The sequence below is a fragment of the Burkholderia sp. CCA53 genome, from assembly GCF_001685525.1.
Taxonomy (GTDB): Bacteria; Pseudomonadota; Gammaproteobacteria; order Burkholderiales; family Burkholderiaceae; genus Burkholderia; species Burkholderia multivorans.
Window position 1 is genome coordinate 404,656 of the sequence record NZ_BDDJ01000002.1, and the last position, 21,068, is coordinate 425,723.

Genomic DNA, 21,068 nt, shown 5'->3' on the forward strand with positions numbered 1-21,068 from the left:
TACCAGGACATCGCCATGAGCCACACTCGCAAGGCCATCATCACGGGGATCACGGGGCAGGACGGCGCCTACCTGACCAAGCTGCTGCTCGACAAGGGCTATCAGGTCACCGGCACCTACCGCCGCACCAGCTCGGTGAACTTCTGGCGGATCGCCGAGCTCGGCGTCGACACGCATCCGAATCTGACGCTCGTCGAACACGATCTGACCGACGCCGGTTCGAGCCTGCGGCTGCTCGAGCGCACGCAGCCCGACGAGCTGTACAACCTGGCGGCGCAAAGCTTCGTCGGCGTGTCGTTCGACCAGCCGTCGACGACCGCCGAAGTCACGGGCCTCGGCACGCTGAACCTGCTCGAGGCGATTCGCGTCGTGAGCCCGCGCACGCGCTTCTATCAGGCATCGACGTCGGAAATGTTCGGCAAGGTGCAGTCGATTCCGCAAACGGAAACGACCGCGTTCTATCCGCGCAGCCCGTACGGCGTCGCGAAGCTGTTCGCGCACTGGACGACCGTCAACTATCGCGAATCGTACGGCCTGTTCGGCTGCAGCGGCATCCTGTTCAATCACGAGTCGCCGCTGCGCGGCCGCGAGTTCGTCACGCGCAAGATCACCGATACGGTCGCGAAGATCCGGCTCGGCAAAGCGAAGCGGCTCGAGCTCGGCAATCTCGATGCGAAGCGCGACTGGGGCTTCGCGCTCGAATACGTCGAAGGCATGTGGCGGATGCTGCAGGCCGACGAGCCGGACACCTACGTGCTCGCGACGAACCGCACCGAAACCGTGCGCGACTTCGTGCGGATGGCGTTCGCTGCTGCCGGCTATCAGATCGAATGGACCGGCAAGGGCGAACAGGAGCGCGGCCTCGACGCGGCGACCGGCGACGTGCTCGTCGAAGTGAATCCGAAGTTCTATCGGCCGGCCGAAGTCGATCTGCTGATCGGCTGCGCCGACAAGGCGAAAAGCAAGCTCGGCTGGGTGCCGAAGACGACGCTCGAACAACTGTGCCAGATGATGGTCGAAGCGGATTTGACGCGGAACACCCACCATGACACGTTCTGATGCCGGACGCGCGGCGCCGCGCCGCGCGTTCGTCACCGGCCTGACGGGCTTCACGGGCCGCTACATCGCACAACGCCTCGAAGGCGCCGGCTACGAAGTCTGGGGCACGGTCGCACCGGGCGCGCCACGCCCGGACGATCCGGCGCTCGCGCGTTGCACGCTGCTGAGCGTCGACCTGCTCGACGCCGACGCGGTGCGTGCGGCCGCCGCCGACGCGCGGCCCGATGCCGTCGTGCATCTCGCTGCGCGCGCGCATGTCGCGAACGACGAGCCGTCGCAGACGTACGCGGTCAACATCATGGGCACGCGCAACCTGCTCGCCGCGCTGGCCGGCCTCGATCGCCGGCCGTCGGCGGTGCTGCTCGCGAGCAGCGCCAACATCTACGGCAACGCGACGGCCGGCGTGCTCGACGAAACCGCGCCGCCCGCGCCCGCGAACGACTACGCGGTCAGCAAGCTCGCGATGGAATACGCGGCGAAGCTGTGGGCCGACCGGCTGCCGATCGTCATCGCGCGCCCGTTCAACTACACGGGCGTCGGCCAGAGCGAAGCGTATCTGCTGCCGAAGCTCGTCGCGCACTATGCGCGCAACGCGCCGCGCATCTCGCTCGGCAACCTCGACGTGAGCCGCGACTTCTCCGACGTGCGCGACGTGACGGCCGCGTATCTGCGGCTCATCGAAGCCGCACCGGCCGGCGACACGTTCAACGTCTGCTCGGAGCGCGCGTATTCGCTGAAGGAAGTGCTGGCGATGCTGTCGCGGATCGCCGGCTACGTGATCGACGTGACGGTCGATCCGCGTTTCGTGCGGCACAACGAAGTGAAGCACCTGAGCGGATCGCGCGACAAGCTGCGGCGCGCGATCGGCGAGCTGCCCGTCACGCCGCTCGAGGAGACGCTGCGATGGATGTACGACGCGATGCGCGACGCGCAGGCCGGCGCGCCGGCTCGCCTCGACTGACAAGCGGCCGCTGCGCCGCGCGGCCGCAACCGACCCCGCAATAAACGAACGCGCCGTTCGCACCGGCAAAGGCCGGCGCGAACGGCGCGTGTCGTCGATGCGCCGGGCCGCCGCGTTCAGCCTTCGAGGCCGCGCGCGAGATCGTTGCGCAGGTCGCCCGCGTTCTCGAGGCCGACCGCGAGCCGGATCAGCCCTTCGGTAATCCCCGCCGCCGCGCGCGCTTCGGGCGTGATGCGCGCATGGGTCGTCGTCGCCGGATGCGTGATCGTCGTGCGCGTATCGCCGAGGTTGCCCGTGATCGAAATCAGCTTCGTGTTGTCGATCACGCGCCATGCGTTCGCGCGCTGCTGTTCGGGCGTGTCGCCCTTCAGCTCGAACGAGACGATCGCGCCGCCGGCCTTCTGCTGGCGCTTCGCGAGTTCATGCTGCGGATGCGATTCGAGGCCCGGATAGAACACGCGCGCGACGGCCGGGTGCGAATCGAGCCAGCGCGCGATCTCGAGCGCGTTCGCCGACTGCTTCTCGACGCGCAGCGACAGCGTTTCCATCCCCTTCAGCAGCACCCACGCGTTGAACGCGGACAGCGTCGGGCCCGCGCTGCGCACGAACGGAAACACCTTGCCCATGATGAATGCCTTCGAGCCGACCAGCGCGCCGCCGAGCACGCGGCCCTGCCCGTCGAGGAATTTCGTCGCCGAATGCATGACGACGTCCGCGCCGAGCTTCAGCGGCTGCTGCAGCACGGGGCTGCAGAAACAGTTGTCGACGACGAACAGCGCGTTCGCGTCCTTGGCGATCTTGCCGATCGCCTCGATGTCGGCGAGTTCGGTCAGCGGATTCGACGGCGTCTCGAGGAAGAACATCTTCGTCTCCGGACGCACCGCTTCCTTCCATGCGTTCAGATCGGTCGGATCGACGAAGGTCGTCGTGATGCCGAACTTGCTGAAGATCTGCGAGAACATGCCGAGCGTCGAGCCGAACAGGCTGCGCGAGCTGACGAGGTGATCGCCCGCCTGCAGCGCGGCCATCACGACCGACATGATCGCCGCCATCCCGGACGCGGTCGCGATGCACGCCTCGCCGCCTTCGAGCGCGGCCAGGCGTTCCTGGAACATCGTGACGGTCGGGTTCGTGAAGCGCGAATAGGTGAAGTAGTCTTCCGAATTCGCGAAGCGCTCGGCCGCTTCGGCCGCGTTCTTGAAGCAGAAGCTCGAGGTCAGGAACAGCGCTTCCGAATGCTCGTTGAAATCGGTGCGCAGCGTGCCCGCGCGCACGGCGAGCGTGTCGAAGTTGAGGGAGTCGTCCATGTCCGTTTTCCGTATTCGATGGCCGCGCATGCGCGCGAGCCAGGCCAAACAAAAAGCCCGCCATGCGTCTGCATCAGCGGGCTTCGGTGCGGTACGACAGCGATCGACTCGGGCCGGCTGCCGCCGGCCTTCGCTTTAGCTGTTTTGGGAAGAAGCCCCGCGTCCGCAAGCTGAAATCAAATCGACGCAAGGCCACATCCTAGCACGCTTCGGCACAAGCGTGCGCCGGCAATCACTCGACCGACAGCTGCAGGTTCATCTGCGACCGTGCGGTATCGCTCGCCGTGTCGCGGTCGGCCTGCGATGCCGGCGTCAGGCGCGCGCGCTCGATCGCATCGAGATACTCGGGCGTCACGTCGCCGGTGATGTAGTTGCCGTCGAAGCACGACGCCTCGAAGCGCTCGAGCTTCGGGTTGATGTCGCGCACCGCGCGGCGCAGATCGTCGACGTCCTGATAGATCAGATGGTCGGCGCCGATGATCTTCGCGACTTCCTCGTCGCTGCGGCCGTGCGCGACGAGCTCGCCGCGCGTCGGCATGTCGATGCCGTACACGTTCGGGAATTTCACGGGCGGCGCCGCCGACGCGAAAATCACCGACTTCGCGCCCGCATCGCGCGCCATCTGCACGATCTCGTGCGACGTCGTGCCGCGCACGATCGAATCGTCGACGATCAGCACGTTTTTGTCCTTGAACTCGATGCTCATCGCGTTGAGCTTCTGGCGCACCGACTTCTTGCGCACCGCCTGCCCCGGCATGATGAACGTGCGGCCGACGTAGCGGTTCTTGAAGAAGCCTTCGCGATACTCGACGCCGAGCTTCGCGGCGACCTGCATCGCGGCCGGGCGCGACGAATCGGGAATCGGCATCACGACGTCGATGGGCACGTTCGGCAGCTCGCGCTTGATCTTCTCGGCGAGATAGTCGCCCATGCGCAGGCGCACGTTGTAGACGGGCACGCCGTCGAGGCACGAGTCCGGACGCGCGAGATAGACGTACTCGAACATGCACGGATTCAGCGTCGGATTGTCCGCGCACTGCTGGCTGTGGAAGTTGCCCGCCTGGTCGATGAAGATCGCTTCGCCCGGCAGCACGTCGCGCACGAACTCGAAGCCGATGCCTTCGACCGCGACCGATTCCGACGCGACCATCCATTCGGTGCCGTGCTCGGTCTCGAGCTTGCCGATGCAGAGCGGGCGGATGCCGAACGGATCGCGAAACGCGAGCAGACCGTAGCCGGCGATCAGCGAGACGATCGCATACGAGCCGTGCACGCGGCGGTGCACGCCCGCGACCGCCTTGAACAGCGCGGCCGGATCGAGCTCGAGGCCCGTCGTCGAGAGCTGCAGCTCGTGCGCGAACACGTTGAGCAGCACCTCACTGTCGGAATTGGTGTTGATGTGCCGGCGGTCGATCCGGAACATCTCGTCCTTCAGCTGTTGCCAGTTCGTCAGGTTGCCGTTGTGCGCGAGGATGATCCCGAACGGTGCGTTCACGTAGAACGGCTGCGCCTCGGCTTCGCTCGATGCGGAACCGGCCGTCGGATAGCGGACCTGGCCGATCCCGAACGTGCCGGGCAGGCTGCGCATGTTGCGCGTGCGGAACACGTCGCGCACCATGCCGTTCGCCTTGTACATGTGGAAATTGCTGCCGTCCGCCGTCGCGATGCCTGCCGCGTCCTGACCGCGATGCTGCAGCAGCAGCAGGCTGTCATAGATCAGCTGGTTGACCGGGGATTGGGAGATAACGCCTACGATGCCGCACATGGCATGTCCTTCAGAATGACAAAATCGGTTCCGTCCTGCCCCGTGCGTACGCTCACACGCGCACGTACTGGGCCATGCCGTCGGGCAGGAGCTGCTTCAGCTCGTGCACGCCCTGCTCGGCAATCGGACGCAATAGCGCATTGCGCCAGAAATCCTGTTTGGGCAACTCGGTCAGCCCGGCCGCCGCGACCAGCAACACCACCAGCACGCAGCCGCGCACGAGGCCGAACATCATGCCCAGCGAGCGATCGACGCCGCCGAGGCCGGTCGCCTGCGCGATCCGCGACAGCAGCGCGTTCGCGACGCCCGCGACGAGCACGACGCCGATCACCAGCAGCGCAAACGCGATCACCCACTGCGTCAGCGCGCCGCCCGGCCAGTTCGCCGGGATGTACGGGACCACCAGCCCGACGTAGCGGCTCGCGATCACGATCGCCGCGATCCAGCCGATCAGCCCGAAAATCTCCGACACGAAGCCGCGCCACGCACCGCGCAACGCCGACAACGCGATCACCGCCAATACAGCGTAGTCGAAAGCCGTCAGCATCGTGCGCTACTGCGTGAGCCCGGCTTCGCGCACCTTCGCGATCGCGGCGGACGCGGCCGCGCGATCCGCAAACGGACCCGCACGCAACAGTGTAGCCGTGCTGCCGTCCGCCTGCTTGCGACGCTCGACATATGCGGGCACGCCCGCCGATTTCAATTTCGTCGCCCACGAACGGGCGGTCGCGTCGTCCTTGAACGAGCCGAGCTGCACCGCGAAGCGCGCGCCGGCCGGCGACGACGGCGACGACGCGTCGCTCGTGTCGGCACCCGCCGCCTCGGCGCTCGCGACCGGCGCCGGATTAGGCGCGGCCGGCGTAGGCGCGGCCGGTGCCGCGGCCTTCGGCGGCGTCACGCTCGCCGTCGCGGTCGTATCGGGTTTCGGGGCCGGTTTCGCAGCCGCTTTCGGCGCAGGGGCCGGTGCAGCCGCAACGGCCTCGGACGCCGGCGGCTCGTCGTGCGCGACGCCGGCCTGCACGTCGGCCGCATCGTCGTCGCGCGACGCGGCCGGCTGATGCGCGGGCCGGTTCGGAATGTCGATCGCGATGTCGTCGGTGACCGGCTTCGGATGCGAATCGAGCACCATCGGCAGCACGATCACCGCCGCGACGACGAGGGCGATCGCGCCCACGAGACGACGGCGCGCGCGTTGCTTTTCTGGAAGGGTCGGATCGAGGAGCAGTGCGTCCGATTCCGGACGCTCGGTGCGGCGCGAGCGTCGCTCGACGCGTTCAGTGCGCTCGGTGCGCACGGTCCGGGAGGCCCCGGTACGACCGCCGCGCCGGGTGGGCGCGTCGTCGTCTTTCTTGCCGAACGAGAAAATTCCCATGAATGGCTGAGTCCGAAACTGCCCGTCAGTCAGTGTTGCTGCGATTTACGGTAGGCCATCACGCCGGCAACCGTATGGAAACTGCCGAAAACCACGATTCTATCATTCTCGGATGCTCTTTTTAGCGCATCGCTAAACGCGTCGGCCGGCGACGCGTAGCGCGTGACGCTCGAATCGGGCCCGTCCTGCACGCCGGCATTGCGCAGCGCCGCTTCGAGCTGCTCCGCGCTGGCCGCGCGCGGCAGCGGCAGATCCGTCACGCACCAGTGGTCGATCTCGCCCTTCAGGTGACGCAGCACGCCGTCGATGTCCTTGTCGTGCATGGCCCCGAACACCGCGTACGTGTACGGAAAGAAGCCCATGTTGCCGAGGTTCTGCTCGAGCACGGCCGCCGCATGCGGGTTGTGCGCGACGTCGAGCACGATCGCCGGCTTGCCGGGCAGCACCTGGAAGCGGCCGGGCAGCTCGACGTTCGCGAGGCCGAGCCGGATGTCCTGCGCGGACACCGGCAGTTGCGGACGCAACGCCTCGAGCGCGGCCAGCGCCGCGGACGCGTTGATCAGCTGATTCGCGCCGCGCAGTGCCGGATACGCGAGCGCCGGGTAGCGCTTGTCGCGGCCGATGTAGCTCCACTGCTGGCGCTCCGCGCCCGGCTGCGCCTCGTAGCGGAAATCGCGGCCGACGAGCCACAGATCGGCGCCGATCGCGGCCGCGTGATCGACGAGCGTCTGCGGCGCAGCGGGATCGCCGCAGATCGCCGGCTTGCCCGGACGGAAGATTCCGGCCTTCTCGAACGCGATCTTCTCGCGCGTGTCGCCGAGATATTCGGTGTGGTCGATGTCGATGCTCGTGACGATCGCGCAGTCGGTGTCGATGATGTTGACTGCATCGAGGCGGCCGCCGAGGCCGACTTCGAGGATCACCGCATCGAGCCCGCGCGACGCGAACAGATGCAGGATCGCGAGCGTCGTGAATTCGAAATACGTGAGCGAGACGGGCTCCGGCAGCGACGTGCGCGCGGCTTCGACGGCCTCGAAATGCGGCAGCAGTTCCGCGTCGCTGACGACCTCGCCGTTCACGCGCGCGCGTTCGTTGAATTCGAGCAGATGCGGCGACGTATGGCAGCCGACCTTATAGCCCGCGCGCACGAGGATCGTCTCGAGGAACGCGCACGTCGACCCCTTGCCGTTCGTGCCGCCGACCGTGATCACCGGACACGCGAATTCGAGTTTCAGCGCCGCCTTGACCTGCCCGATGCGGGTGAGGCCCATGTCGATGCCGACCGGGTGTGCGCGCTCGAGGTGCGAGAGCCACGCGTCGAGGGTGGGAAAAGTGCTCATCGGATCAAATCTGGATCGGTACCGTCACTACGCCGAAAAACGAAGCGCGCCGCCCGACGGACCGGTCGGGCGACGCGCGCGGTTCATGCCGGGCGCTGCGCTCAGGCGAGCGCGTCGGCCGGTTGTCGCTGCAGCAGCGCGAGCAGTTGCGCGATCTCGTCGCGCATCTTGCGCCGGTCGACGATCATGTCGATCGCGCCCGTCTTCAGCAGGAACTCGGCGCGCTGGAAGCCTTCCGGCAGCTTCTCGCGAACCGTCTGCTCGATCACGCGCGGGCCCGCAAAGCCGATCAGCGCCTTCGGCTCGGCGATCACGACGTCGCCGAGGAACGCGAAGCTCGCCGACACGCCGCCCATCGTCGGATCGGTCAGCACCGAAATGAACGGCAGCTTCGCTTCGGACAGCTTGGTCAGCATCGCGGTGGTCTTGGCCATCTGCATCAGCGACAGCAGGCTTTCCTGCATCCGCGCGCCACCCGATGCGGTAAAGCAGATGAACGGCACGTGCTGTTCGAGCGCATTCTGCGCGCCGCGCGCGAAGCGTTCGCCGACGACCGAACCCATCGAGCCGCCCATGAACGAGAACTCGAAGCATGCGGCGACGACAGGCAGCGTGTGGATCGCACCGCCCATCACGACCATCGCGTCGGTTTCGCCCGTTTCGTCCATCGCTTCCTTCAGACGGTCGGGGTACTTGCGGCTGTCCTTGAACTTCAGCGAGTCGACCGGCACGATTTCCTGGCCGATCTCGTAGCGGCCTTCCGGATCGAGCAGCGCATCGAGACGCTCGCGTGCACCGATGCGCATGTGGTGATCGCACTTCGGGCAGACGTGCAGATTCGCGTCCACGTCGTTGCGGTACAGCACGGCCTCGCAGGACGGGCACTTGACCCACAGGCCTTCCGGAATGCCCTTGCGGCTTTTCGGGTCCGTCTGCTTGATCTTCGGCGGCAACAGTTTGTCGAGCCAGCTCATCGTATGGTTTCCTGTTCCGTGGCGGGACGGGCCGTGCGGCCCGCTCCGCTTCCTGTGTTGTTGGTTATCGCGCCGTCTTCGCCGCGCCGTCCAGCGCGGCGCGCAGCTCTGCAATGAAGGCCTGCAGCGCGGCGACGGCACCTTCCGGCGCAGCGCTTTCGAGCAGCTGAACGAGGCGGCTGCCGATCACGACGGCGTCCGACACCTCGGCCACCGCACGTGCCGTTTCGGCGTCGCGGATGCCGAAGCCGACGCCCACCGGAACCGGCACGCGCGACTTGATGGCCGGGATTTTACCCGCAATGCTCGAAACATCCAGATTTCCGGCACCGGTCACGCCCTTCAGCGACACGTAGTACACGTAGCCGCTCGCGATCTTGCCCACTTCCGCGATGCGCGCGTCGGTCGACGTCGGCGCGAGCAGGAAGATCGGATCGATGCCGGCCGCACGCATTTTCTCGGCGAACGCGGCCGCTTCTTCGGGCGGATAGTCGACGACGAGCACGCCGTCGACACCCGCCGCGCGCGCGTCGGCCGCGAACGCGTCGACGCCGTGCCGCTCGATCGGATTCGCATAGCCCATCAGCACGACGGGCGTCGTCTGGTTGGTCTCGCGAAAGCGCTTGACGTCGGCGAGCACGTGCTTGAGCGTGACGCCGCGCGCGAGCGCGCGTTCCGACGAGCGCTGGATCACCGGGCCGTCGGCCATCGGGTCCGAGAACGGCACGCCGAGCTCGATGACGTCCGCGCCGCCGGCGGCGAGCGCGTGCATGAATTCGACCGTTTTCGCGGGATCCGGGTCGCCGGCCGTGATGAACGGGATCAGGCCCTTTCGGCCCTGTTGGGCGAGTGCGGCGAAGGTCTGCTGAATACGCGACATGGCAATTTTCCTGTGTCGATCCGGACGCGGCGCGTCAGCGCCCCGGCCGGATCCGTGCAAAGTGTGCGACCGGCGATGCGGCGGCGTGCGTCATGCGCACGCCTGCGCCGCGAGCGCATGCACGCGCTCGCGCGCGATCGCGCAGTAACTTTCGTTGATCTCGTAGCCGACGAAGTCGCGCCCCTGCCGTGCGCAGGCCACCGCGGTCGTGCCGCTGCCCATGAACGGATCGAGCACGCGGCCGCCCGGCGGGCAGCTCGCGAGCACCATCCGCTCGATGATTTCGAGCGGCTTCTGGGTCGGATGATCGACGCGCTCCGCGTGCTGCCGGTGCAGGCGCGAGACCGACCAGACGTCCTTCGGGTTGTAGCCCATCTCCAGCCACTTGCTGCCTTCGAACAGCTTGCGCGAGCGGGCCTTCTTCGTATCGGCGTCGTAAGGGATGCGAACCGGATCGAGATCGAAGTAATACGCTTTCGAGACCGCGAAAAAGCCGATGTTGTCGTGCACCGACGTGAACCGGCGCGTTGTGCCGCCCATGCTCGGCACGCGGCGGTCCCAGATGATCTCGTTGATCATCGTGAGCTTCGTCTTCAGGAAACTGAAGATCTCCGGCGCGTACTGCCAGGTGCAGAACACGTACATCGAGCCGCTCGGCTTGAGCTTCGGAATCGCGAGTTCGAGCCATTCGCGCGTCCATCCGAGAAACGCGTCGCCCGAGCGCTTGTCCGAGTCGTTGCCGTAGTCCTTGCCGAGCCCGTACGGCGGATCCGCGACGATCAGGTCGATCGACGCGTCGGGCAGCCGTGCGGCCTCGGTCAGGAAATCGCGGTTGTGCAGTTCGATCCCGGGCGGCAGCGCGCGCGGCGCGACGGCGGCGGCCTGCGCCGCCGGTTCGTCGGCCGCGGCACCGCCGCCCGGCTCTTCGATCAGTTCGCGCATCGGACCGTCAGAGCGTGATGCCCGATCGCTCGGCGACCGTATGCATGTCCTTGTCGCCGCGGCCCGACAGATTGACGAGCAGGATCTTGTCCTTCGGCAACGTCGGCGCGAGCTTCACGCCATACGCGATCGCGTGGCTCGACTCGAGCGCGGGGATGATGCCCTCGATCCGGCAGCAGTCGTGGAACGCCTTCAGCGCCTCTTCGTCGGTGATCCCGACGTACTTCGCGCGGCCGCTGTCCTTCAGCCATGCGTGCTCGGGACCGACGCCCGGGTAGTCGAGGCCCGCCGACACCGAATGCGTCTCGATGATCTGGCCGTTGTCGTCCTGCAGCAGATAGGTGCGGTTGCCGTGCAGCACGCCCGGGCTGCCGGCGATCAGCGAGGCCGCGTGATGGCCGGTGTCGAGGCCGTCGCCCGCGGCTTCGACGCCAATCAGCTGCACCGACGCATCGTCGATGTACGGATAGAAAATGCCCATCGCGTTCGAGCCGCCGCCGACGCAGGCGATCACCGCGTCCGGCTGGCGGCCGGCGAGTTCCGGCATCTGCACCTTGCATTCGTCGCCGATCACGCGCTGGAAGTCGCGCACCATCATCGGATACGGATGCGGGCCCGCGACCGTGCCGATGATGTAGAACGTGTTCTCGATGTTCGTGACCCAGTCGCGCATCGCCTCGTTCAGCGCGTCCTTCAGCGTGCGCGAACCCGATTCGACCGGCACGACGGTCGCGCCGAGCAGCTTCATCCGGTACACGTTCGCGGCCTGGCGGCGCACGTCCTCGGCGCCCATGTAGACGACGCACTCCATCCCGAAGCGCGCGCAGATCGTCGCCGTGGCGACGCCGTGCTGGCCGGCGCCCGTCTCGGCGATCACGCGTTTCTTGCCCATGCGCTTGGCGAGCAGCGCCTGGCCGATCACGTTGTTGATCTTGTGCGCGCCGGTGTGGTTCAGATCCTCGCGCTTCAGATAGATCTGCGCACCGCCGAGCGTGTCGCTCCAGCGCTGCGCGTGATAGATCGGCGACGGACGGCCGACGAAGTGCTTCAGTTCGCGCTGAAACTCGGCGACGAAATCGGGGTCGTTTTGGTATTTCGCGTACGCGCCGCGCAGTTCGTCCAGTGCGTGAATCAGCGTCTCGGCGACGAACACGCCGCCATACGGGCCGAAGTGGCCGCGATCGTCAGGAAGGTTGTACATGATGTGTCACTCTCGATCGGTCGGTGCGCCCCGCTGTGGGAGTCGCACCGGCTGGCATCACCGGGCGTCCGCGTCGCGCACCGCGCGCACGAACGCCGCCATTCGGGCGTGATCCTTCACGCCCTTTGCGCCCTCCACTTCGATGCCGCTCGAGACATCGACAGCGAATGGACGCAGCTGGCGGATCGCGTCACCGACGTTTTGCGCGTTCAAGCCACCACTCAAAACGGCCCGACGCGCGAGCTCTGCGGGAATAAGTGACCAATCGAAGACCTTGCCGCTGCCGCCGTAGTCCGGCACCAGTGTGTCGAACAGGAGGCCGCGCGCTTTCGAGTAATGAAGTGACGATTCTACCAAATCGGCCGACTGCGTCGAGGGCCCGACGCGCACTGCGCGCACCCACGGCAGGCGCGCCGCCCGGCCGAGCGCGTCGCACTGCTCCGGCGTTTCGTCCCCGTGGAACTGCAGCAGCGTGAGCGGCACGTCGCGTACGACCGCTTCGATCTCGGCCGCCGTCGCGTTCACGAACAGCCCGACCACCGACACGAACGGCGGCGCGAGCCGCGCGAGCTCGGCCGCCTGCGCGATCGTCACGGCGCGCGGACTTTTCGCGTAGAACACGAGGCCGATCGCATCGGCGCCGAGCGCGGCCGCATGCAGCACGTCGTCCGGGCGCGACAGCCCGCACAGCTTGATGCGCGTGCGCGGCGGCACGGCGGATTCGACGGGCGAGCGGGAAGAAACGGGATCGTTCATGGTTGCGGGTCCAGGTCGGCCCAGACGCTGCTCCACGGCACGCTGCCGAGCTGCGCGGGCGGGACGGCGAATTCCGCCGGGTAGCCGACGTGCGCGAGATACAGCCCGTCGGCCATGAAGGTGGGCGCTGCGCGGTTGCGGTCGCGGCCGGCCAGCACGTCGGCGACCCAGTCGGCCGGATAGCGGCCGCGCCCGACCGCGACGAGGCAGCCCATCAGGTTGCGCACCATATGATGCAGGAACGCATTCGCGCGGAACCGGAAATGCAGGAAGTGTCCGACGCGGCGGATGTCGATCTCGTACAAATGCTTCACCGGCGTCTTCGACTGGCATTCCGACGAACGGAACGCCGAAAAGTCGTGCTCGCCGAGCAGATGCGCGGCGGCGGCGCGCATCGCGTCGTCGTCGAGCGGCGTGTGGATCCAGCCCGCGCGGCCGTCGAGCATCGGCGAACGCACCGGATGCACGTACAGCGCATAGTAATAGGTGCGCTCGAACGCGGAGAAGCGCGCGTGGAACGCGTCCGGCATCGGCTTCGCCCATTGCACGGCGACCGTCGGCGGCAAAAACGCGTTCGTGCCGCGGACCCACGAGAAGTCCGCGCGGTCGAGCTCGGTGTCGAAATGCACGACCTGTCCGAGCCCGTGCACGCCCGTGTCGGTGCGCCCCGCGACCGTCGTATGCAGCGGCACGCGCGCGAACTCCGCAAGCGCGCGCTCGAGCGCGTCCTGTACCGTGTTGCCGTGCGGCTGCGCCTGCCAGCCGCAGAACGCGGCGCCGTCGTACTGTATGCCCAGCGCGATCCGCATCACGCGTCTTCCGACAGTTTCGCGAGCATCGCGCGCGCATCGTCGCGCGTCGCCGCATCGTTCGCGTCGACCACTTCCTGCAGCAGCGCGCGTGCGCCGGACAGGTCGCCCAGTTCCACATATTCGGCCGCCAGATCGAGCTTGTTGCGTGCGATGCGCGCGAGCTCCTCGGGCGTCAGCGCAGGCAGCTCCGCGCCCGGCGCCGACGGCAGGTCGAGGTCGAAATCGAGATTCAGCGCGCCGAACTGCGCGCCGCCGAGCGGCGACAGCGGCGACGGCGCGGCCGGGCGCGCGGACGTGTCGGCATGCGGCGCGTCGTCGTCCCATTCGAGCTCGTCTTCGTGGTCGGCCGGATGTTCGGTAGACGTATCGTTCGCGCCAACTGGCGGGCGCGGCGCGGTTTGACCGTTAGTTGCGATATGGGTGGCTTCCGCATCGTCGCTTGATGGCGACGTCTCGCCCGCCGCGCGCGGCGGCAGCGGCATGTCGAGACTGCCGAGCGCCGTGATTGCGTTCTGCATCAGCGCAGCGTGTTGCGGATCGGTAGTCGACGGCGCGGCGGCATCTGCGACCGGGACGGAGGACGCGAGCGGTGCGGACGGTTCGGCGTCGAAGGCCGGTTTCGCGTCGTGCGGTAGCGGTGCGCCGTCCGTCGGGTGGACCGGTTCGACGGACGAAGACGGTTGCGGCCGGTCGTCGAGCGGGTTCGTCGCTTCCGGGCTCGTCGGTTCCCGGTTCGAGGCTAGCGGTTTCGCCGCTTCCGGATTCGCCGCTTCCGGATTCGCCGCTTCCGGATTCGCCGCTTCCGGTCTCGCCGCTTCCGGTTTCGCCGCTTCCGGATTCGCCGCTCCCGGTCTCGCCGCTTCCGGATTCGTCGCTTCCGAGTTCGTCGGTTCCCGGTTCGCTGCTTCCCGGTTCGACGCTTCCGGATTCGCCGCTTGCAGGTTCGTCGGTTCCGGTTTTGCGGCTTCCCGGTTCGACTCTTCAGGCTTCGCCGCTTCCGGCGTCGACGCGACCTCGTTCGTCGGCGCAACCGCCTCCGCCGCTGCCGAAGCAACGGCCGCGAAATTCACGTCCGACACCACGTCGCGCGACACCGGCGTCTCCGGTTCGATCGGCAGTGCCTGCTCGGCCGACGGCGAAGCGTCGTCCGCGGCACCGGCCGCTACCGCCTCGGCGTGACGATGCTTGCGGCGCTTGCGCCACACGAGCCCGCCCACGAGCACGACGACGGCCGCGCCGGCCAGTGCAGCCGGCCGCCAGTCGATCGGTTCGCCGCGATTTGCCGGCGGCGTCGCGACAACCGGCGCGCTCGCCTGCACGGACGGCGCCGCCGCCGACGCCGCGCTCGCGGCCGTGCCGGACGCCGCGTCCGCGCTCGATGCCGCAGCAGCCGACGACGCACCGGCGTCGTCCGGCGCACGCGGCGTGACGGGCGCGGTCGGCGCAGGAACAACCGGCGCCGTCGTTGCGGCCGGCTTGCCGATGCCGTGCTTCTGCAGCTCCATCAGCACGCGATTTTTCAGTGCAAGCAGCTGCTGCAGGCTAGACGGCCGCGGCTGCGACGCGGCGGCCGCAGGCGCCGCACCGGCCGGCGCGCGCGCGCCGGATGTCGGCTGCACGGTTTGGGACGATTGCGCGGTCGCGTCGCTCGCCGACGACGGCGCCGGCTGAATCGTGCCGCTCCACATGTGCGGACCGCTCGCACCGGCCGCCGCCGCGGCCGCGGACGCCGTATCGGCCGCGGACGCACCACGCGCGGCCGCCGCGTCCGACGACGGCGCGACGAACGACGCACCGGCCGGGGCGCTCGCGCCATGCGCGGTGCCCGATGCAGCCGGATGCTGAATCGGCGCGGCCGCCGAGGCCGCCGATGCACCGTGCGCAGCCGACGCAGCGTGCTGCGCGGCCGACGCAGCGCCCGACGCGGCAGCGGCGCTCGATGCCGCCGATGCCGTCGCCGGCGCGGACGCGCCCGCCGCGATCGCGGCCCCCGACGCGTCGAGCGCGGGCACCGTCAGCGTCGCACCGACTTTCAGCCGGCTCGGATCGCGTTTCATGAATGCCTGCGGGTTCGCGTCGAACAGCGCTCGGCCCGCGCGCGCAAGCACGGCGGGATCGCGCGACTGCGTCGCCGCGATCGCGATGTCGTTGAGGGACTGGCCCGGCTGGACCGTCACGGTCAGCGGCGCCGGATTGCCGGATGCGACGGCAGACGCAGGCGCATCGCCGGTGCCGGCCGCCCATGTCGAGGCGGCCGCGCCGAGCGCCAGCACCGCCAGCGCGCCGCAGACGGCGCGCGACAGACGGGATCGACGCGGAAACAAGGAAATTCGGGACATCGTTGGCTCTATCGCCGCGCGCGTGCGCGGCTGGGATTCGCGTTTGGAAGCGTCAGTAAAGTCGCCGCAGAAATGCAAAAGCGTCGCGCTGAACGCGACGCTTTCGGCCGGTCTGCGCGTCGTAACCGCGTAGTTTACTTCACACGATCGCGTTCGGGCCGAATTCGTCGGCGCGCACGACCGGGAACAGGCGCCCGATGCGCGGCTGCACGCCACGCGCCATTATCAAAAATCGAGCATCAATTGATGTAAATCCCGACAACATTATCAACATGCTCGTCGACTGCGTGCCTTATACTGCGCACCGCGTCACTTCCTCGTGCCAAAGGAATCGATGCAAGAAAGCCCCGGCCGGGAGAGCGGTTCGGGGCTTTCGCATTTTCGGGCACTGCGCCCGCCGATAAAAAACGCGCCTGCGGCCCGTTGAAGGCACGCAGGCGCGTCGCATCGCGCGCCGGCCGGCGCGCGATCACGTCTTACTTGTCGAGCAGGATGCGCAGCATACGGCGCAGCGGTTCGGCCGCGCCCCACAGCAGTTGATCGCCGACCGTAAACGCCGACAGGTATTCGCCGCCCATCGCGAGCTTGCGCAGACGGCCGACCGGCACGGTCAGCGTGCCGGTAACCTTCGCCGGCGACAGATCGTGCATCGACGCTTCGCGCTCGTTCGGCACGACCTTCACCCAGTCGTTCGCCGATGCGAGAATGCCGTTGATCTCGTCGAGCGGCACGTCCTTCTTCAGCTTGATCGTCAGCGCCTGCGAGTGGCAGCGCATTGCGCCGATCCGCACGCACAGCCCGTCGACCGGGATCGAGCCCGGCTCGCCCATCGCCGGCTTGCCGAGGATCTTGTTCGTTTCCGCGCCGCCCTTCCATTCTTCCTTGGACATGCCGTTGCCGAGATCCTTGTCGATCCAGGGAATCAGCGAACCCGCGAGCGGCACGCCGAAATGGCTCGTCGGCATCGCGTCGCTGTTCATCGTGGCGAGCACGCGGCGATCGATGTCGAGGATCGCCGATGCCGGATCGGCGAGCTGCTGCTGCACCGCGCCGTGCAGCGCGCCCATCTGCGACAGCAGTTCACGCATGTTCTGCGCGCCCGCGCCCGACGCGGCCTGATACGTCATGGCCGTCATCCAGTCGACGAGGTTCTCGCGGAACAGGCCGCCGAGCGCCATCAGCATCAGGCTGACCGTGCAGTTGCCGCCGATGAAGTTCTTCGTGCCCTTGACGAGCGCGTCCTTGATCACGTCGAGGTTCACCGGATCGAGGATGATGACCGCGTCGTCCTTCATCCGCAGCGACGAAGCCGCATCGATCCAGTAGCCGTTCCAGCCCGCCGCGCGCAGCTTCGGGAACACGTCGTTCGTGTAGTCGCCGCCCTGGCACGTGATGATGACGTCGCACTTCTTCAGTTCGTCGACGTTGGTCGCGTCCTTCAGCGTGGTCTCGTTTTTCGCGAACGACGGTGCCTTGCCGCCCGAGTTGCTGGTGCTGAAAAACACCGGTTCGATCAGGTCGAAATCGCCCTCTTCCTGCATGCGCTGCATCAGGACGCTGCCGACCATGCCGCGCCAACCTACGAGACCTACGTTCATGACTAACCCTTTGAATGGAGCTTCCCCGCCATTTCCGCCCCCGGCGTGACCGCGCGGGGAAACAGGCGGGCACGACGGACGATCAGCGTTTAATGATCGTTTTCGTGGTAATGGTTTTCGTGATGACGATGGCGCGCGCACCCGCACGGGCAGTGTTGCCGTGGAGTTTCAGGACCGGGGAGATCAGGGAAATCAGCGCCATCGTTCGAGTCTACACAAAGCCGGTTGCCCGCACAACGGCCAACCGTGCGCGAACGAACCGATTTTTTCGGCCCGTTCGCGCCCTTTCTACATCGTGACTTGCCGGCCGCTCAGAGCGCCGCGACCACTGCGTCGCCCATCGCCGCCGTGCCGACCTGCTTGCAGCCCGGCGTCGCGATGTCGCCGGTGCGGTAGCCCTGTTCGAGCACCGTTTTGACCGCGCGCTCGATGCGGTCGGCCTGCTCGGCGCGATTCAGCGAATAGCGCAGCAGCATTGCGGCCGACAGGATCGTCGCGAGCGGATTCGCGATGCCCTTGCCTGCGATGTCCGGCGCCGAACCGTGCGACGGCTCGTACAGACCCTTGTTGTTCTTGTCGAGCGACGCCGACGGCAGCATGCCGATCGAACCCGTCAGCATCGACGCCTCATCCGACAGGATGTCGCCGAACATGTTGCCGGTGACGATCACGTCGAACTGCTTCGGCGCCTTTGCGAGCTGCATCGCCGCGTTGTCGACGTACATGTGCGACAGCTCGACGTCCGCGTATTCCTTCGACACGTCGATCATGATGTCGCGCCAGAACTGCGACGTCTCGAGCACGTTCGACTTGTCGACCGACAGCAGCTTCTTCGCGCGCTTTTGCGCGGCCTGGAACGCGACGTGCGCGATGCGGCGCACTTCCGGCTCCGAATAGCGCATCGTGTCGAAGCCTTCGCGCTCACCGGCGAACGGGCCGTCCGGCGCTGCCCGCACGCCGCGCGGCTGGCCGAAATAGATATCGCCGTTCAGTTCGCGCACGATCAGGATGTCGAGGCCAGCGACGAGTTCGGGCTTCAGCGGCGACGCGTCGACGAGCTGCGGATAGCAGATCGCCGGACGGAAGTTCGCGAACAGCTCGAGGTGCTTGCGCAGCCCGAGAATCGCCTGCTCGGGACGCAGCGCGCGTTCCAGCGAGTCGTACTTCCAGTCGCCGACCGCGCCGAACAGGATCGCGTCGGCTTCCTTCGCGAGCTTCAGCGTCGCGTCCGGCAGCGGATGGCCGCTCGCCTCGTAGCCCGCGCCGCCGACCGGCGCCTGTTCGAGTTCGAACTTCTCGTCGAGTGCGTTCAGCACCTTCACCGCTTCGGTGACGATTTCCGGACCGATGCCGTCGCCCGGCAGCACTGCAATCTTCATGCGTTGTTCCTGACTGAATAAGGGATGATGGCTGGCGGGCGAACGCGCGGCGCGCGCGCCCGCCCGAAGGACGACTTCAGCCGACCAGCTTGTTGTTGAGCCACGGCTGCTTCGCGAGCCGCTCCGCTTCGAACTGGCGGATCTTGTCCGCGTGACGCAGCGTGAGGCCGATGTCGTCGAAGCCGTTCAGCAGGCAGTACTTGCGGAACGCGGTGATCTCGAACGGATACTCGCGGCCGTCCGGCGCGCGCACGACCTGCGCCTCGAGATCGATCGTCAGCTGATAGCCGTTGAACGCGACCGTCTCGTTGATCAGATGATCGACCTGCTGCTCGGTCAGCACGATCGGCAGCAGCCCGTTCTTGAAGCAGTTGTTGAAGAAGATGTCCGCGAAGCTCGGCGCGATGATCGCGCGGAAGCCGTACTGCTGCAGCGCCCACGGCGCGTGCTCGCGCGAGCTGCCGCAGCCGAAGTTCTTGCGCGTGACGAGAATCGACGCGCCCTGGTAGCGCGGCTGGTTCAGCACGAAGTCCGGGTTCAGCGGACGCTTCGAGTTGTCCTGCCCGGGCTCGCCGTGATCGAGATAGCGCCACTCGTCGAACGCGTTCGGGCCGAAGCCCGTGCGCTTGATCGACTTCAGGAACTGCTTCGGAATGATCGCGTCGGTGTCGACGTTCTCGCGATCGAGCGGCGCCACGACGCCGGTATGCACAGTGAATTTTTCCATGATCCGTCTATCCGGTTGAAGGGCCGGCCCGCGGCCGGCGCACATCGACAAATTCTCGGCGGTGTCACTCCGCGGCGCGCTTCAGTGCGCTGCCGGCGGCATTGACGTCCTCGCCGAAGCCTCGGACGGTGTTGCAGCCCGCAAGGCCGAAGCCGAGCCCCGCGAGCGCCAGCGCGGCAGCGAGCCGCGCAACCCATTTCGATGCCGTCACGCGTTACCCCAGCTTGCGAATGTCGACGAAATGGCCTTCGATCGCCGCGGCCGCCGCCATCGCGGGGCTGACGAGGTGCGTGCGGCCGCCCGCGCCCTGCCGGCCTTCGAAGTTGCGGTTCGACGTCGAGGCGCAGCGCTCGCCCGGCTCGAGGCGGTCGGCGTTCATCGCCAGACACATCGAGCAGCCCGGCTCGCGCCATTCGAAGCCCGCATCGGTAAACACCTTGTCGAGGCCTTCGCGCTCGGCCTGCGCCTTCACGAGGCCCGAGCCCGGCACGACCATCGCAAGCCGCACGTTCGATGCGACGCGGCGGTTCAGCTTCTTCACGACGTACGCGGCCGCGCGGATGTCCTCGATGCGCGCGTTCGTGCACGAGCCGATGAAGATCTTGTCGACCTTGATCGATTCGATCGGCGTGTTCGGTTCGAGCGCCATGTAGGCGAGCGCGCGCTCCATCGCGTCGCGCTTGACCGGATCCTTCTCGCGCTCGGGATCGGGCACGCGACCGTCGATCGACGTGACCATTTCCGGCGACGTGCCCCACGTGACTTGCGGGACGATCTCCGCCGCGTTCAGCTCGACGACGCGATCGAAATGCGCGCCTTCGTCCGACTTGAACTGGCGCCAGTATTCGACGGCCTGATCCCATTCCGCGCCGCTCGGCACGAACGGACGGCCCTTCAGGTAGTCGATCGTCGTGTCGTCGACCGCGACCATGCCCGCGCGCGCGCCGGCTTCGATCGCCATGTTGCAGACCGTCATCCGGCCTTCCATCGACAGCGCGCGGATCGTCGAGCCGCCGAATTCGATCGCATAGCCGGTGCCGCCTGCCGTGCCGATCTTGCCGATGATCGCGAGCACGATGTCCTTCGCGGTGCAGCCGCGCGGCAGTGCGCCCTCGACCTTCACGAGCATGTTCTTGCTCTTCTTCTGCAGCAAAGTTTGCGTCGCGAGCACGTGCTCGACTTCCGACGTGCCGATGCCGTGCGCGAGCGCGCCGAACGCGCCGTGCGTCGACGTGTGCGAATCGCCGCACACGATCGTCATGCCCGGCAGCGTCGCGCCCTGCTCCGGCCCGATGATGTGCACGATGCCCTGACGCACGTCGTTCATCTTGAACTGCGTGATGCCGAACGCATCGCAGTTCGCGTCGAGCGTGTCGACCTGCAGCTTCGAGACGGGATCGGCGATACCGTGGCTGCGATCGGTGGTCGGCACGTTGTGGTCGGACACGGCCAGGTTCGCGCTGATGCGCCACACCGGACGCTGCGCGATCTTCAGCCCTTCGAACGCCTGCGGGCTCGTGACTTCATGCAGCAGTTGACGGTCGATATACAGCAATGCCGTGCCGTCTTCCTCGGTGTGGACGACGTGGGAATTCCACAGTTTGTCGTAGAGAGTCTGTGCCATGGGTATGCGGGGTCGTTGTGACATCAAGCCTT

The 21,068-nt window shown here is 67.3% G+C and carries 20 protein-coding genes; 2 read left to right on the top strand and 18 right to left on the bottom strand.

Going from position 1 to position 21,068, the window contains the following annotated elements:
- Positions 1–15: 15 nt before the first annotated feature.
- Together gmd and BCR55_RS18275 are read left to right on the top strand one after the other, a co-directional pair.
- Positions 16–1,059 (top strand): GDP-mannose 4,6-dehydratase, encoded by a 1,044-nt coding sequence (gene gmd, locus BCR55_RS18270; protein WP_006399600.1) that lies wholly within the window; start codon positions 16–18, stop codon positions 1,057–1,059.
- Positions 1,046–2,020, top strand: a complete 975-nt coding sequence (locus tag BCR55_RS18275; RefSeq protein ID WP_006409189.1) for an NAD-dependent epimerase/dehydratase family protein — start codon at positions 1,046–1,048, stop codon at positions 2,018–2,020. Before gmd ends, BCR55_RS18275 begins: the two co-directional genes overlap by 14 nt.
- Before the next feature lie 116 nt (positions 2,021–2,136).
- Here BCR55_RS18275 and BCR55_RS18280 read toward each other — a convergent pair whose 3' ends face one another.
- The 18 genes from BCR55_RS18280 to leuC all read right to left on the bottom strand — a co-directional run bounded on the left by BCR55_RS18280 (position 2,137) and on the right by leuC (position 21,036).
- Positions 2,137–3,327, bottom strand: a complete 1,191-nt coding sequence (locus BCR55_RS18280; RefSeq protein ID WP_006404010.1) for an O-succinylhomoserine sulfhydrylase — start codon at positions 3,325–3,327, stop codon at positions 2,137–2,139.
- 232 nt (positions 3,328–3,559) lie between these two features.
- Complete coding sequence (gene purF, locus BCR55_RS18285) at positions 3,560–5,092, bottom strand: amidophosphoribosyltransferase (protein WP_006399595.1); 1,533 nt, start codon at positions 5,090–5,092, stop codon at positions 3,560–3,562.
- Positions 5,093–5,144: 52 nt separating this feature from the next.
- Positions 5,145–5,639 carry a CvpA family protein gene (locus BCR55_RS18290; protein ID WP_006399594.1) on the bottom strand — a complete coding sequence of 165 codons (495 nt, stop codon included), beginning with the start codon at positions 5,637–5,639 and terminating at the stop codon, positions 5,145–5,147.
- A gap of 6 nt (positions 5,640–5,645) precedes the next feature.
- Positions 5,646–6,464, bottom strand: a complete 819-nt coding sequence (locus BCR55_RS18295; RefSeq protein ID WP_065495323.1) for an SPOR domain-containing protein — start codon at positions 6,462–6,464, stop codon at positions 5,646–5,648.
- A 29-nt stretch (positions 6,465–6,493) separates the two neighbouring features.
- Positions 6,494–7,804 (bottom strand): bifunctional tetrahydrofolate synthase/dihydrofolate synthase, encoded by a 1,311-nt coding sequence (folC, locus tag BCR55_RS18300; protein ID WP_006404013.1) that lies wholly within the window; start codon positions 7,802–7,804, stop codon positions 6,494–6,496.
- Positions 7,805–7,905: 101 nt separating this feature from the next.
- The gene (gene accD / locus BCR55_RS18305) at positions 7,906–8,778 is read right to left on the bottom strand and encodes an acetyl-CoA carboxylase, carboxyltransferase subunit beta (RefSeq protein WP_006399590.1); all 873 of its coding nucleotides are present in this window, start codon (positions 8,776–8,778) and stop codon (positions 7,906–7,908) included.
- 64 nt (positions 8,779–8,842) lie between these two features.
- On the bottom strand, positions 8,843–9,658 hold the full coding sequence (trpA, locus tag BCR55_RS18310; RefSeq protein ID WP_053298793.1) for a tryptophan synthase subunit alpha: 816 nt from the start codon (positions 9,656–9,658) through the stop codon (positions 8,843–8,845).
- Between the two features lie 90 nt (positions 9,659–9,748).
- On the bottom strand, positions 9,749–10,600 hold the full coding sequence (locus BCR55_RS18315; RefSeq protein ID WP_006404015.1) for a site-specific DNA-methyltransferase: 852 nt from the start codon (positions 10,598–10,600) through the stop codon (positions 9,749–9,751).
- A gap of 7 nt (positions 10,601–10,607) precedes the next feature.
- Positions 10,608–11,801 (bottom strand): tryptophan synthase subunit beta, encoded by a 1,194-nt coding sequence (gene trpB, locus BCR55_RS18320; protein WP_006404016.1) that lies wholly within the window; start codon positions 11,799–11,801, stop codon positions 10,608–10,610.
- A gap of 57 nt (positions 11,802–11,858) precedes the next feature.
- Positions 11,859–12,557 carry a phosphoribosylanthranilate isomerase gene (locus tag BCR55_RS18325; RefSeq protein ID WP_053298794.1) on the bottom strand — a complete coding sequence of 233 codons (699 nt, stop codon included), beginning with the start codon at positions 12,555–12,557 and terminating at the stop codon, positions 11,859–11,861.
- Positions 12,554–13,366 carry a tRNA pseudouridine(38-40) synthase TruA gene (gene truA, locus BCR55_RS18330; RefSeq protein WP_039219047.1) on the bottom strand — a complete coding sequence of 271 codons (813 nt, stop codon included), beginning with the start codon at positions 13,364–13,366 and terminating at the stop codon, positions 12,554–12,556. The genes BCR55_RS18325 and truA overlap by 4 nt, the downstream gene beginning before the upstream one ends.
- Complete coding sequence (locus BCR55_RS18335; protein WP_065495324.1) at positions 13,366–15,708, bottom strand: FimV/HubP family polar landmark protein; 2,343 nt, start codon at positions 15,706–15,708, stop codon at positions 13,366–13,368. Before BCR55_RS18335 ends, truA begins: the two co-directional genes overlap by 1 nt.
- 476 nt (positions 15,709–16,184) lie before the next feature.
- A complete protein-coding gene (gene asd / locus BCR55_RS18340) occupies positions 16,185–17,306 on the bottom strand; it encodes an aspartate-semialdehyde dehydrogenase (protein ID WP_012217299.1) in 1,122 nt (373 codons plus the stop codon).
- A gap of 82 nt (positions 17,307–17,388) precedes the next feature.
- Positions 17,389–17,508, bottom strand: coding sequence for a hypothetical protein (locus tag BCR55_RS33510; RefSeq protein WP_006756675.1), 120 nt, complete (start codon positions 17,506–17,508; stop codon positions 17,389–17,391).
- 109 nt (positions 17,509–17,617) lie between these two features.
- Positions 17,618–18,685: a 3-isopropylmalate dehydrogenase gene (gene leuB, locus BCR55_RS18350; RefSeq protein WP_006399581.1), complete on the bottom strand. Its 1,068-nt coding sequence runs from the start codon at positions 18,683–18,685 to the stop codon at positions 17,618–17,620.
- 76 nt (positions 18,686–18,761) lie between these two features.
- Positions 18,762–19,412, bottom strand: coding sequence for a 3-isopropylmalate dehydratase small subunit (gene leuD, locus BCR55_RS18355; RefSeq protein WP_035487860.1), 651 nt, complete (start codon positions 19,410–19,412; stop codon positions 18,762–18,764).
- 64 nt (positions 19,413–19,476) lie between these two features.
- Positions 19,477–19,623, bottom strand: coding sequence for an entericidin A/B family lipoprotein (locus BCR55_RS18360; protein WP_006399579.1), 147 nt, complete (start codon positions 19,621–19,623; stop codon positions 19,477–19,479).
- Between the two features lie 3 nt (positions 19,624–19,626).
- A complete protein-coding gene (gene leuC / locus BCR55_RS18365; RefSeq protein ID WP_006404024.1) occupies positions 19,627–21,036 on the bottom strand; it encodes a 3-isopropylmalate dehydratase large subunit in 1,410 nt (469 codons plus the stop codon).
- Between the last annotated feature and the right edge of the window lie 32 nt (positions 21,037–21,068).